The sequence below is a fragment of the Gemmatimonadota bacterium genome (assembly GCA_026706845.1).
Lineage (GTDB): Bacteria > Latescibacterota > UBA2968 > UBA2968 > UBA2968 > VXRD01.
In genome coordinates, this window is the sequence record JAPOXY010000056.1 from 16171 (window position 1) to 29456 (window position 13286).

At 50.5% G+C, this 13286-nt stretch carries 12 protein-coding genes; 2 read left to right on the top strand and 10 right to left on the bottom strand.

Annotation, left to right across the window (positions count from 1 at the left end; all coding sequences use genetic code 11):
- Positions 1-89: 89 nt before the first annotated feature.
- Together OXG87_05390 and OXG87_05395 are read right to left on the bottom strand one after the other, a co-directional pair.
- Positions 90-725: a hypothetical protein gene (locus OXG87_05390; GenBank protein MCY3868971.1), complete on the bottom strand. Its 636-nt coding sequence runs from the start codon at positions 723-725 to the stop codon at positions 90-92.
- 27 nt (positions 726-752) lie between these two features.
- Positions 753-1301 carry a hypothetical protein gene (locus tag OXG87_05395; protein ID MCY3868972.1) on the bottom strand — a complete coding sequence of 183 codons (549 nt, stop codon included), beginning with the start codon at positions 1299-1301 and terminating at the stop codon, positions 753-755.
- Between the two features lie 224 nt (positions 1302-1525).
- On the opposite strand from OXG87_05395, the gene OXG87_05400 reads away from it, so the two are divergent.
- On the top strand, positions 1526-2278 hold the full coding sequence (locus OXG87_05400; protein MCY3868973.1) for an SDR family NAD(P)-dependent oxidoreductase: 753 nt from the start codon (positions 1526-1528) through the stop codon (positions 2276-2278).
- A 54-nt stretch (positions 2279-2332) separates the two neighbouring features.
- On the opposite strand, the gene OXG87_05405 is transcribed toward OXG87_05400, so the two are convergent.
- The 4 genes from OXG87_05405 to OXG87_05420 form a co-directional block, all read right to left on the bottom strand.
- Entirely contained in the window at positions 2333-4819 is a 2487-nt protein-coding gene (locus OXG87_05405) for a DUF5916 domain-containing protein (protein MCY3868974.1), read from the bottom strand.
- A gap of 193 nt (positions 4820-5012) precedes the next feature.
- Complete coding sequence (locus tag OXG87_05410) at positions 5013-6455, bottom strand: HEAT repeat domain-containing protein (protein ID MCY3868975.1); 1443 nt, start codon at positions 6453-6455, stop codon at positions 5013-5015.
- A gap of 11 nt (positions 6456-6466) precedes the next feature.
- On the bottom strand, positions 6467-7327 hold the full coding sequence (locus tag OXG87_05415; GenBank protein MCY3868976.1) for a sugar phosphate isomerase/epimerase: 861 nt from the start codon (positions 7325-7327) through the stop codon (positions 6467-6469).
- Between the two features lie 18 nt (positions 7328-7345).
- A complete protein-coding gene (locus OXG87_05420; GenBank protein ID MCY3868977.1) occupies positions 7346-8230 on the bottom strand; it encodes an NAD(P)-dependent oxidoreductase in 885 nt (294 codons plus the stop codon).
- Between the two features lie 90 nt (positions 8231-8320).
- On the opposite strand from OXG87_05420, the gene OXG87_05425 reads away from it, so the two are divergent.
- Positions 8321-9199 carry an MBL fold metallo-hydrolase gene (locus OXG87_05425; GenBank protein MCY3868978.1) on the top strand — a complete coding sequence of 293 codons (879 nt, stop codon included), beginning with the start codon at positions 8321-8323 and terminating at the stop codon, positions 9197-9199.
- Positions 9200-9209: 10 nt separating this feature from the next.
- On the opposite strand, the gene OXG87_05430 is transcribed toward OXG87_05425, so the two are convergent.
- The 4 genes from OXG87_05430 to OXG87_05445 form a co-directional block, all read right to left on the bottom strand.
- Positions 9210-9974: a phytanoyl-CoA dioxygenase family protein gene (locus OXG87_05430; GenBank protein ID MCY3868979.1), complete on the bottom strand. Its 765-nt coding sequence runs from the start codon at positions 9972-9974 to the stop codon at positions 9210-9212.
- Positions 9975-9985: 11 nt separating this feature from the next.
- Positions 9986-10780: a phytanoyl-CoA dioxygenase family protein gene (locus OXG87_05435; GenBank protein ID MCY3868980.1), complete on the bottom strand. Its 795-nt coding sequence runs from the start codon at positions 10778-10780 to the stop codon at positions 9986-9988.
- Between the two features lie 10 nt (positions 10781-10790).
- Positions 10791-11882: a Zn-dependent alcohol dehydrogenase gene (locus tag OXG87_05440; GenBank protein MCY3868981.1), complete on the bottom strand. Its 1092-nt coding sequence runs from the start codon at positions 11880-11882 to the stop codon at positions 10791-10793.
- Between the two features lie 20 nt (positions 11883-11902).
- Positions 11903-13286, bottom strand: a 1384-nt coding sequence (locus OXG87_05445; GenBank protein ID MCY3868982.1) for a hypothetical protein, incomplete at its 5' end; no start/stop codon positions are given.

A 13286-nucleotide genomic window follows, 5' to 3' on the forward strand; every position in this document is an offset into this window, starting at 1 on the left:
GAGGAGGGGAGGGTATCGAGGAGGAGGGAGTAAAGTGAGACCGCAAACGGGTTCGCCCAGCACCGGGACGAACCCGAGGGTTTCACAGACTATGGCGCGAGTATCAGAGCGATGCCATGTGGGTTAACCAATCCAGAGGTGACGAGAGCTTCGGGACTGGAGCCATCGAGGTTGGCCCGCCAGATTTTACCGTCATTGACGTTACCGGTGCCAGCATCTACCCAGTACATCTTTGGGGGATCGCTTGTCAGGTCCAGAGCAATATCGCGCGGAGCGGTGGCCGGACCGCCGAGTGACTGTCCACCGAATGTTCTGGTGTTGAGGATATCTTCTGCGCCGGAGCCGTCGAGATTTGCGCGCCGGATTCTATCTCTGACGATGTCTGTCCAGTACATTTTTCCCGCAGCTACATCCAGAGCAATGCCCCTTGGAACCCGCAAGAAGTTTTGGAAGGTGAGGAGGGTTTCGACGTTGGAGCCATCGAGGTTGGCGCGCTGGATTTTATCGTCCTGAAGTGGGTTGGGGGCACCCGTGCCGGAGTCTGTCCAGTACATTTTGCCTCCGGCCACATCCAGGGCGATGCTCTGCGGATTAACCAATCCAGTGGTGACGAGGGCTTCGGGACTGGAGCCGTCGAGATTTGCGCGCCAGATTCTACCATTATCGACATTGGCCCTGCCCGCATCTATCCAGTACATCTTTGGGGGATCGCTTGCCAGATCCATAGCAATGCCACGCGGGGTGGTGGCCAGTCACTTCCCGGTCCGGCCACCGATTGTTCTGGTATCTATGATCAGTTCTATGTCAGAACCATCGAAGTTGGCACGCCGAATGCTATCTGTGACGGAGTCCGTCCAGTACATTTTTCCCGCGGCTACATCCAGTGCAATGCCCCTTGGAATTCGCAACGCGTTGTCGTAGGTAAGGAGGGTTTCAACGTTGGAGCCATCGAGGTTGGCGCGCTGGATTTTATCATCCTGTAGAGGGTTGTCGCCACCCGTGCCGGAGTCTGTCCAGTATATCTTTTCCATAGCCTTAGGCACTTCTTTGCCAAATTGTCCGACGAATATTAGAAAATCTCCAAACGCGACCTCGCCGTCGCCATCCAGGTCAAATCGGGCTTCATACCTCTCATCGCCCTGACGTGCTCCGAATTTGCCGACAAAGAGCAAGAAGTCGGGAAAATCGACTGTGCCGCTCGCATCAAAGTCTGTGTTGGCACTTGACTGTGACCCAATCCTGGCCTGAAGCGGCTGAGTTAGAAGACCGATGGATAGGGTTGCAAGGATTAATAGGCGCATGGTTTTCCTCCTTATTGTGGGGGTTTAAGCATTTTTATTAGCCCTTATAAGGCATGATAACATGAGAGACATAGATTTGCCAAATAAAAATAGTCATGATGCCTGAACTTGAGAAATGGTGCTAAAATCCTCGTGCGTCTGGCTGTATATAAATTTTTTGACTTATGCGTTCTGTATGTTATCATGCGTCAGACATAAACCACAACCCATCAGGAGATTTGACTATGAGTAGCAAAGTTGCAATTGTCACTGGCGCGGGTAGCGGGATTGGGAAATATACCACGCTTGCCTTTTTGGATGCGGGATATTCTGTGACTCTGGCAGGACGACGGGAAGATCCCTTAAAAGCCACGGTAAGTGAAGCGGGTGTAGATGATTCAAAAACGCTTGTTGTGCCGACAGATGTTGGCGATCCAGCGTCTGTGGAAAATCTTTTTGCACGGACAAAAGAGAAATTTGGACGCCTGGATGTGCTTTTCAACAATGCGGGTGTGGGCGCACCCGGCGTCAATCTCGAGGATTTGACTTTTGAGCAATGGCAAACGGTCGTCAATACCAATTTAACGGGTGTTTTTCTGTGTACTCAGGAGGCATTTAAGATTATGAAAGACCAGACGCCCCGGGGCGGGAGGATCATTAATAATGGATCGATATCGGCGCATGTCCCCCGTCCAAATTCTGCGCCTTATACGGCGACCAAACACGCGGTGTCCGGTTTGACCAAATCCGCCTCGCTCGATGGGCGGAAATACGATATCGCCTGTGGGCAAATCGATATTGGCAATGCAGCGACCGATATGACCGAGCGCATGAAAAGAGGGGTTCCGCAAGCCAATGGATCTACTCTGGTAGAGCCTACGATGGATGTCAGGGGCGTCGCGCAAGCCGTGCTCAATATGGCGAGCCTTCCCTTAGATGCAAATGTTCAATTTATGACGATTATGGCGACCAAGATGCCTTATATTGGTCGCGGGTAAAAAAAAGACCGGACGCTTTGTCCGGTCTTTTTAGTTTAGGCTATGGGAGAGGGGTTACATCCCCAGCATGTATGAGACTTTTATGAGAACGGCCCGGTTTCTTTCGCCCCATTCGCGCAGGGGATCCCGGTCATCCAGGTTATGGCCGTAAGTGACGTCAAAGCCCTGGTCATAAACAAAGTAGATATCGCTGCCGGGGCGGAAGCGGTAATTCAGCAATACGTTTACGCTGGCCTGTTCTCGGTCATTATTCCACTGGGCGAATAGTTTGACATAAAAGTCCGTGGAAAATGAATAGATCAAGCGGTTGCTCAATATCTGAATATTGAAGTTGCCCTGGGGTAAGCGCAGCCAGTTGACTTCGTAGTCGGTTTCAAGCGAAAGTTTTCCAGAAGGCGTGAAGGTATTTTCGAGTGAAAGTTTATATCGCTTGCCCGTGTAATAGTTGCCGATTTCAATGTCGAATTCGGGGCGGACTTTTCGCGAGCGACTCGGATAGGGACCGGTTCTGAATTTCGTAAAATTGTATGTGCCGTGTGGAATAATTATATCTGGTCGTTTTTTGGATGGCTTGAACGTGCGCTCGACCACGTCGTGTGTTCTCGCAAATTCTACCCGATACCAGTCTCCAGCGTTGAACCGCGTGTAAGTAGATACCTGCAAATCCCAGAATTTGATTTTATTTATTGGGTCACTGGGATCTGTAAAGAGCCGAAACCTCGGTCCCGTGGATATATAGCGAATGAGATTCGTGTTGGCGGGTATGCGCGCTCTGAATTGTGCCTCGTATCGCCGAAGCCTCTGCAACCCAGCGCGGCGGTTGACAAATCCGGCTTTGGGTAGAAAATGCTCTCCAATATCGACGTATTTTAGCGTGCTGGAATAAATACCCCCCGAATAGGTGGCCTGTAAAAATCCCGCGGCCCCTGTCGGCGCATCTTCAGCAGAATCCCAGGTTTTCGCGTAAAATCCCTGAAAATTGAGGGCATTGGATGGCGAAAAACTGAAATCAAGCCCGGCAGCGCGGTTGTACTGGTCCCAACCTGAGCCAGGAATAGGGGTTTGTTTGTTCACAACAATCGCACCGATATTTGACCGCGCCATCACGTCGTGTTTCAGGCGCAAGACCGAGAAATTGCTGCGTTGAACAAATGTATCATCCTGAAGCGTTTTGGAATCCGTCAATACATTCAATGCACCAATGCTCGTCTTGCCGGCTTTGCCCGCCAGTTTGCTGCCCAGGAGAATGGGTACGGGTTCCCCCGATTCCAGGCCGATTCGGCGGCTGTAAAACAAGATCGTGGGCGGGCGGCTGTCCCCTCCGCGTCTCGTGGCGGCTTCGCCAAAATCAAAGAGGGTGGATCCCTCCAGGAAGAATTCGCGCTTTTCGGGGAAGAATTGCGAGAATTGCGTCAGGTTTACTTCCTCCTGATCTCCTTCAACCTGGGCAAAATCGGTATTGTAAGACAGGTCCAGTATCATGTTGGGCGTGAGGCCATACCGCAGATCTACACCGGATTCAAAAGTTTCTTGTACAGATGGGTCTTCTGCCTGCAAATCTCTTACAGCACCGGGCAATACATAGGGTTTAATCTGAAATACGCGGCGGGTTTTTAAGGATTTTAGTCCTCTGAGTTCTGCGAGGTCTGTGGTGCGATAGCGCTGCGTTGGTGATGTCGATCTTTGTCCGATCATCAGTGCTGTCGATTCGGTTTTGCGGGCGATAAATCGCGCCAGGTTAATGCCCCATACCGCATCATCTTCGTCCTTAAATCTCAGTTGATCAAATGGTATCGCCACCTCAACCGACCACCCTTTATCGTCCCGGTGGCCTTTGGCTTCCCAGATACAATCCCAATCGTCGTTGTAGGTGCGGCCTTCCCGCGATAGGATCAGATCGCGCTTTGCGCCCAGGGAGTTGACGAAGAAGAATGCGCCGGTCTGACGGTCGTTATAAGTGTCCAGAAGAATTTGTACATTGTCATCGCCCCACAATTGCGAATCGCGCCGCATGTTATTTGCCACGATTTTGTGTGGCTCAGAATCAAAACATTCAAATCCAAAATAGATTTTTCTCTGGTCGTAAACGATACGGGCTGTTGTGCGTTCGGTGCTCGGTACCCAGTAGCCCGGGTCGCGCTGGACAAATCCCTCGATGGGTTTTGCATTTTGCCACGCAGGGTCGTCCAAACGTCCGTCCATTTTGGGACCTTTATCGACGCGGGTGGCGTAAACAGCGCGCGGTGCATCGTCAGAAGTCTGCGTGGTGACAACGCGAATGCGATCCGCTACCTTTACGGGTGAGCCGTTTTCTTCGACTACGCGAGCTACGAGTACGTCGTCGTCGAGTTTTTTGATGACCTGAAGCGTTGACCCATTGTCCATCTGCAATTGGCTGCCCAGGGATGCCGCTCCGTTGAGTCCAGATACATAAGCGAGATCGCCCGTGATTTCTTTTACTATACCGGCTGTATCATCACTTTCAGCCGGTCGCGCGCAAATCGCTATACAGATAAGCCCAAGCAAGCACGCTCTGATCATATTTTGCTCCTGGATAGTGTTGGGAGCCGGTGGTTGGTATTTATTACTCAATACTTCGCTACGAGGATAGGAAGTAGGGCAGTGCCCGCCCGCACTGAAGCATCTGGCTCCAAGTAAGTTTTTACTTACTTATATACATAATGTAACGAAAAATAAAATTTTCGCATCATTTTTTTGAAAATAAGCGATCAGTTCAGTACATATTGTCTTTTGTCGTGATTGGACACCAGCGAGAATTGAATAGGGTGTGGAACAATATATCCCGTGCAGCAGGTGTGCCGATTTGTTTTAGCAGATATGCGGCGTAAAAGCGGTTGTAGCGATTTTCGTCTTCGAGCATTGTCGCCAGTGCTTCAACTGCAATATCGCCCGATTCCCCAAATTTTGCGAGGGTGAGGGCTGCGTTGCGGCGCACGCGATAGTCTTCATCGCCAAGTGCTTCTGTCAGATCAGAGCGTAGATCTGAGGAGAAATTACCGATTGCGCCCAGGGCTTCGATTGCATTGCGGCGCACCCACCAGTGATTGTCTTTCATCGCCGTTCTTAAAGCGGGCGCAGATGCAACCGCGTTTGATCCCATACGTCCCAATACATTGGCTGCAACCGCTCGTATCCACCAGTGATGGTCTGATAATGTTTTTGTGAGGGCGGGGACTGCGGGTTTTCCGATGGATGCGAGGGATAGAGCCGCGCATCCGCTCGTGGGATTTGTTCCATGGGCATTGTCCGGTGTTTTGGCTTCTGTTTCCTCAATTGTTGCGAGTGTTTCTTCTCGCATGGCGGCGATGAGTTCAGGTACGGCTTCTGCGCCAAATTCAGCGAGTTTATACGCCGCGTCCAGTCGTTCACATTCCGGTCCATTCTTCAGGACGCGAATTGAATTTTTTAGATTGCTATCTGGTGTCTCGCGTTCTTTTTGCGTGTTTCCACACATCCAGTTCCATACGTCTTCTGATATGGCTGGATGCCGATCTTCAATGCCGGGGGACCACACGCGGCTCTGATGATTCCATGTGGGTTTTTGCGGTTCCTGTGTGCGGGCAAATTGGAATTTCAGCATGTATCGTTTTTTGGTGCTTATATTCTCGGTTGCGCGGTGCCAGGAGTCGAAGTGAATTAGTGCTACAGTGCCCGCAGGCCCACAAAATGCGCGAGCTTTTTCTTTTGTTTGTGCGGGATCTACATCGCTGATGGTTTTATAGATTTGCATGCCGGGCAATACACCCGAAGGTCCCATGTCCTCAGTTGTGTCCTGTGGAAAATAAAAAGCGAGCAGCCAGTAGAATTTCGGGTGTCGCAAATTGTGATCATAGACATAGCAGTCTTTGTGCCATTGCTGTCCGTTTCGCCCCGGGGGATTCAGGTGACAATGTCGATGGGGGTTCAAGATGTATCCCGGTCCCAGTAAGCTGGTCAGTGCCCCTTTTACGTTGGGGTGTTCAAATACCTGCCCGATCTGCGGTATCCGGGGCAATATGTTATTGCCGGGGTTGCCCTCTTTTTCAAAGACGGTCTCGATCTGATCGTAGATATTCGCGTGGAATGAGGGCGGATAATCCGCGTGGACTGTCATGCATCCATCCACGATAAATCGCTGTACCTCTTCATCATTCAATAACCGCATTGGATCTGCCATGGTGGGTCTCCTCAACTGAAAATTTCCACAAATTTCGCAACGCTCGCCCTGAATCCGTCTTCAAAGGTGCCGCCTTTGGGGCGATAGACGCTTTCGTAAGAGATTGCGCCCGCATATCCATCGCGTTTGAGCGCGTTTGCAATGGGTTCCAGGTAGGGCCCCACATCGCCTTCGCCCAGGGGATAGAATCCAACGGTCGCACGCGATATATCGGCTTTTGCGTCTTTAATGTGGATATGGCCGATGTAATCGCGAATTTCATTGTAGGCATCGGGAAAGGGGATATCTGTACAGTACATTGTGTTGGGAATATCCCACAGGAGTTTGAGGTGGGAGCTACCCAATTCGTCGATCAATTTTCGCGCCAGAAAGCCCGATGTTATCATGGCATTATTGCCCGTTTCAACGACGAGTGTCATACCTTCTTCTTCGGCTATTTGGACGGGTACAACCATCAGTTTCACCAGTTTATCCCATGCACCAGCGGTGACAATCCAATCTTCTGCGCCGTTGTACCCAAATAGGATCATTTCTTTTTTGCAACTCATAATTCTGACAATATTTGTCCCGAGGGTTTTTGCAAGTTCAATACACCGCCGCAATCCCGATACATGATCCTCAAATACGGGATCTCCTATTTCGGTCTGCAATACGGGCAGGCCGCCAAAGTTGTGCCGCGAGATGCATGAGACTTCCATGGCGTGCTGATTGAGTAGTGTCTTCATACGCGCCACTTGCCCGGCGTCGTGATCCCCCACTTCTCGATCCCATACAAACTGGAGTTCGGGATATCTCAGTCCGTATTCCGCCATGACATTCAACGCGTGTTCAAAATCCCTGCTGATTCCATCTGTAATTACACCGAGTTTCACAAGTAATCTCCTTATACCTCACCGCTTTTTTACTTCAATATCCAGCATATTTTCAAAAATTTTGATGATGGCCCAGTTCGCTTCTTCGGGGTTTACGCTGATGCCTGCTTGAAACCACTCCGCAGCCGATGAGAGTGTGAACAGGGGCACGCCACATTCGCGTCCCAGTGTTTTTGCGATTCCGAGGTCTTTGTACATCGTGCCAATGCGGCTTTGGCCGACAAAATTTCGTTCCAGGATGTTTTGCGTTGTGTCCCGAAATAAGAAGCTGCCGACCACACTCGTGTTGATGACTTCGTAGAGGGTTTCGGCTTTTACACCGGCTTTTACGCCCAGTGATAGGGTTTCGAAGATGCCCGCATAGGTTACGCCTGTCAAGACAGCCAGACACGCTTTCACGGTTTGTCCGGCTCCGATTTCTTCGCCGACGTGGTAGATATTTTCTCCGACTGCGTTGAGAACTTCTGTCGCGTCCTCAAAAATATCTCGCTGTGCTGCTACCATCATTGTCAGTGTGCCAGCCGCTGCGCCGGGTGCGCCACCGCTTACCGGGGCGTCTATGATGCGAATATCTCTTTCTTCCAGGCATTGCGCGATTTCGACCAATTCCGACCGCAATATGGTTGCGGTACAGATAAATGTCGATCCTGGTTTCATGCTGTTCAACAAGCCATTGTTTAAGATTGCTTTAATTTGATCGCCGTTCATGACCATGACGAACACAAAGTCTGAGCGCTCGCCCACTTCACCTGCATTTTTGGCTGCATAAGCTCCCTGCTCGACAAATGGTTTCAATTGTTCGGGGCGCAAATCATATACGACAAGCTCATGTCCGTTCTTCAAGATGTTCGCAGCCATCCCGCTGCCCATATCTCCGACACCGATCAACCCAACACGCGCCATGTTTTTTCCTTTCGCATTTAAATTTAGTTTGCTAATTAACAATAAACTACTAAACTCCATTGGTCAAACTTACACTATGGGAGGTTTTCAATGGACAATATACATCTGAGATGGTGGGGGTGTGGTGCTTTTGACATTCTTTCGGGGGATGTCAATATCGCCATTGATCCGTATCTTTTCGGTGATAATCTAAAAGATGCCGAACCCATCTACGATTACATTTTTATCAGTCACGAGCATTTTGATCACTGTCATCCCAAGACCCTGACGAAATTGTGCCGGGGGGATCGCTTTAAAAAACTCTTTGTCAATATCGGTTGTATGACGCCAAATGAACCTGTTGACGAAAATTATGGCGACGCGGCTTTTTCCCGGGATTTGCCCATTAGCAAGCATATACCCGAGGAAAAAATCCAGGTGCTCTTTCCCAAATATCGCATTGATGACGCGCGCACTTTTCCCGGTCCTTTTTCGTGCGACCTGGGCGCTGTGCAGGTAGAAGCTGTTGAAAGTGGTGAAAATGCGCGGCCCGATTTACCCACCTGTGGTTACTTGATCACATATATTGAGAAAGATATTTCGTTCTATCACACAGGGGATCTCCACGCGACCTATCCAGCGCTGGGCAATTTAAAGGGCCGCGTGGATTATATCATCCACATGAAAACGGGACTGAAGAACTGGCCTGTTTTTTCAAGTCTTCTCGATCTCGTGCAGCCCCGATTTTTGATTCCAACCCATTATCGAACCGATCGCAAAACCGATCCTGTTCCCGAAGGACATTGGCCTCCCGATGTTACGGATGTGAACGCTTTTATCGAGAGTATCCGCGAACACGCTGGCGACCGAACCCAAATTTTGCCTTTCACTGCTGGCGTCCAGTACGAGGTTGAATTGCCCGATAAAAAAGTTGTGTGGGCGTGGGATTGGCACAATACATGGACTGTGCCCCCGTGGCGAGAGGGATAGGTCCCTGTTTTTATACAGGGTCTTTCAACTGATATGCAATCGCGTAAAATGCCATTGAGTTACCCGTGCGATTTGGCTCGCTGCGATGCCAGGTGTAATTTGTGAAGAAGAGGCCATCGCCCGGTTTCATTTTGACCAGGACTTCATCGGAGTAATCGATCTGATCCAGGGGGATGCGGTGGCGCTTAAAAGGTTCATGGGTTTCGTCGCCATTCACACTGGTTTTTCTGAACATCGGCGGGTCGTCGTAATAAGATTCGTGTGGTACGAGTTCCCAGCCGATATGGCTGCGCGGCATGACCGATAATGCGATGGCATTTTTTCCCACTTCTTGCATCGGGATCCAGCAGTTGCAACCCAATTCGGGATCGATTTTCCAGTACCACGAATCCTGATGAAAATAACTGCATCCACCTTGCTCAGTGTCAATCCATCCGTGTTTAACCCCTATCTGATCTGTGAAGAGTTCTACATCGCCGCCCAAAACTCTCGCCATTGCATTTGCCATATTGCCGTGTTCTGCGACCGTGGCAAATACCTGTTCTTCCAGGCCCGGACGTTGGATGCCCTTGGGTACTGGCTCCCCTGAAGTAGCGCGATATATTTCGGGATTGAGAACTTGAAATCTGCCCTTTTTCCAATCTGGCGGATGATCTACTATTTCCCTTACTCGCGACCAGGCGTTTGCCATGAGTTCGGTGGGGATTAAGCCTTCCACATGGCAGTATCCTTCTTCTCGATACTGTTGGATATGTTGTTCGGTGACTGTGCTCATTCTTTTTCCTTTTAATCGCTTATCCAGTGTCGGAACAGGGGTTTTGCGTTTTCTGGCAATTCCTCGTAAACCTGGCGGGGTACTGGTTCCTGGTCGTTATCGGTCAAGCCGGTTTCATCCACCATCATTTTGCGCTCTTCAGACCCCGGCATCAACACGCGCGTGTTCAACCACCACGGGGCATAGCGAACGACAACGGATACCCGGTCCTCTTGCGATTGATTGGGTGCGGTTGCGTGCCATATCCGACTGTCCAGCACGAGGACGCTTCCCGCCGGACCCGTTGCATTCATCTCGGTTGAATAAGGTTCGAGCGGATCCACATCTATATTTCCAGTTGGATTATTTGACCATCGGTGGCTGCCCGGCACGATCAATGTGCCGCCATTCTCATGGGTAAAGGGAGATAACATCCACAAGGTTGTGATATGCATTACCGCATCTGGATAAGGTGCAAGCACATGTGAGGCGTTGATCTGATTAAACGGCCAGTCTGCATGCCACTTGCCCCGCGGATTGTCCTGGCGGTTGATGGTTGCTGAGACATAAGACACTTTGACAAAGGTACCCAAAAGTGCTTCGAGGATAGCCATCAATCTTGCGTCTGCGAGATAGGGCGCAAGGGACTGGTCATAGCGTATAAATCCCGGCACGTGTCCGATGCCGTCTTTTGCGGCCTTTGCTCTGCCGTGTATCCCGGTCGAATGCCATACGTGGTCGCGTATGGCATCTACCTCATTTTCGGGGATTACGCCTTCTATTACGGTCCAGCCATCTCTGCGGATTCGGTTTAGATCGGTATTCATTGCGTGTCCCTCAAACATCAAATATGATGATCTGCCGGGCGACTCCGCCCGAGATCAGAGCCTTGAACGCATCGTCAATATCATCTAAAGAAATATTGTGTGAGATCATTTCGTCGAGCTTGAGATTGCCCATGAGATACATATCCACATACCGCGGCATATCTACGCGAAAGCGATTGGATCCCATGCTCGATCCCTGAATTTTGCGCTCGCGCAAAAAGTTTTGTCCCGTAAGCTCAATTTTAACGCCTTCGGGAATCATGCCAATTATCGTGGCGGTGCCGCCTTCTTCGAGCATGTAAAAACACTGTTCCGCAGTCTGTTTTAATCCCACGGCTTCAAAAGAGTTGGCCACGCCTTTTCCGCCGGTCAGGTCCATTATTTGCTCAACGGGATCGCCATCGTTGGCATTGACCAGGTCTGTTGCGCCCAATTCTCGGGCCAGTTGCAGTTTGGAAGATATGGTATCTACTGCAATAATACGCCCTGCGCCACCTATTCGCGCACCTTGAACAGCACTCAGTCCAATGCCACCACATCCGACAACGGCTACTGTGCTGCCCGGCTCTACTTTGGCGGTATTGAGCGCGGCACCAACCCCGGTTGTTACGCCACATCCGATCAGGGCCGCTTTGTCCAGTGGCATGTCTTCGCGCACCTTGCACACTGCATTTTCGTGTACCAGCAACTGTTCTGCATAAGAGGCGAGGTTTGCAAATTGGAAGAACGCTTGACCATCCTGGGATAGGCGCGGTTTATCTGTCTCTTTGCGCTGTGTTGATTCTCTATCTTCACATAGATTTGGACGTCCGGTGGTGCAGTAGCGACAATGTCCGCAAAAAACCGATAGACAGGTAATTACGTGGTCGCCGGGTTTTACATAGGTCACGTCTGGCCCGACCGCCTCTACAATGCCCGCTGATTCGTGGCCGAGTATGGCAGGTAGCTCGCAGGTATAAAGTCCTTGCTGAAAATGAACATCGCTGTGACAGACCCCCGCGGCGGCGGTGCGAATCAAGACCTCGCGTCCGATTGGGTCGGCAATTTCGACGTCTTCTACAGTAATTGGCTGATGCGCTTCGCGCAAAACAGCGGCTTTCATGGTGAACCTCCTGTTGTTATTTATCGACCTTCTTCTTCCCAGCGACGAATCACAATTTTGGGATCGAAATAGGTGTTGTTCGGATAAAAATCGGGCAGCGCTGTGCGATCCCCCTGTTTCGCCCCTTCCAGATGCAATAGTGCGAGTGGTAGCGCGGTATCGATATTCGTTTCGCCTTCCCGACTATCTGAGACAATCAGGCCGTTCACCTGATATTGCCGCAGCAATTGTTCTCCAAGAGAGGTGGCGGACTGCAATAGCGCATTATTGCCTGTTGCCGAGTGGAGTTCCAGTAAACCGAATAACGCACAGGCGTCGTTTTGTCCTTTGTTTACCCACGCTTCATCACTTGCAGGCGAACCGCCAGATACAAAATCCACAGGCGCGTTTAAGTCGCCCCAGCCCATTCCTTTGGCGAGGGAAAAGGCTATTTCTCGAAAGCGCACAATACCGGTCAGATGGTATGCACGCGCGTAAGATAAGAACATCAGGCCATTTGCCGGGACTTTTCTCAGCTTTGTAGGCGGACAATAGCCGATTCCTTCATTGCTATTTTCCGGATAGAGGCGGGTGCCGTCATTGATTGCGGGATAAAAGCTGTGGTCATCGACATTATAACAGTGGGTTGCCAGGGCTTCTAAATCCGCGGTTACTACATCGAGAAATGCTTTGCCCTTTTCATCGCCCAGGACTCCCGCAGCATTGAGAAAGGTGACGGCGGCTCGTCCGTATCGAACCTGGATCACGTTATTGGTGATGACTGTTACTTCGTTGATATCTGTCCGTTCGCTAAACGGCGGTTTGAATGATTCTCGGACCCGACAGGGATCGCGATGATTAAACTGATACCCCGCCAATCCCGTCTCGGGATGCCGGATCTGATCGTATCGCGAGAGTAGATGCTTTGCCCATCTCAAAGGTGTTTCATCGCCTGAGAGAGCGTGTAGTATTGCCCCGCTCAGGATTAAATCGCTTCCCGTGTTGACAAAGGAAAGCGCGGTGTTCTCCACTATTGGCAATGGGCTTCCTTCAAATTCCACATTCCACTTTTCTTTCCACGCTTCGTAAATTCCGTGTCGGTTAAAGAGTAAGGTGGGCCAATCCCAGATGTGTGCGTGCCAGACGGCTTTGACAAAGCGGCGCATGCGTTCGGGATGAACTTTATAGAGGTACGCATAGTGCGGATAGACGCACTTCATCTCGTGATTGCCCAGCACCGGCGCATCTGTTAAGAGGTCGTAACTGGTATGGCCTCCCCAGTAGAACAGGTCAGATTCTATATCGTGAATTTTATCCAGCGCACAGCCAATCCATTTGTCTGCCTGATTATGGTATTTGTCGTTCCCTGTTAGTGTTCCCAATGCATCCAGCACCCGCAAAAAATTCTGCTGACAGGCGAGGTTG

Excerpts from the sequence above, each read along its gene's own strand:
- OXG87_05405 (MCY3868974.1), bottom strand. The coding sequence starts at position 4,819 with ATGATCAGAGCGTGCTTGCTTGGGCTTATCTGTATAGCGATTTGCGCG.
- OXG87_05390 (MCY3868971.1), bottom strand. The coding sequence starts at position 725 with ATGGATCTGGCAAGCGATCCCCCAAAGATGTACTGGATAGATGCGGGC.
- OXG87_05440 (MCY3868981.1), bottom strand. The coding sequence starts at position 11,882 with ATGAAAGCCGCTGTTTTGCGCGAAGCGCATCAGCCAATTACTGTAGAA.
- OXG87_05420 (MCY3868977.1), bottom strand. The coding sequence starts at position 8,230 with ATGGCGCGTGTTGGGTTGATCGGTGTCGGAGATATGGGCAGCGGGATG.
- OXG87_05395 (MCY3868972.1), bottom strand. The coding sequence starts at position 1,301 with ATGCGCCTATTAATCCTTGCAACCCTATCCATCGGTCTTCTAACTCAG.
- OXG87_05425 (MCY3868978.1), top strand. The coding sequence starts at position 8,321 with ATGGACAATATACATCTGAGATGGTGGGGGTGTGGTGCTTTTGACATT.
- OXG87_05400 (MCY3868973.1), top strand. The coding sequence starts at position 1,526 with ATGAGTAGCAAAGTTGCAATTGTCACTGGCGCGGGTAGCGGGATTGGG.
- OXG87_05435 (MCY3868980.1), bottom strand. The coding sequence starts at position 10,780 with ATGAATACCGATCTAAACCGAATCCGCAGAGATGGCTGGACCGTAATA.
- OXG87_05430 (MCY3868979.1), bottom strand. The coding sequence starts at position 9,974 with ATGAGCACAGTCACCGAACAACATATCCAACAGTATCGAGAAGAAGGA.
- OXG87_05410 (MCY3868975.1), bottom strand. The coding sequence starts at position 6,455 with ATGGCAGATCCAATGCGGTTATTGAATGATGAAGAGGTACAGCGATTT.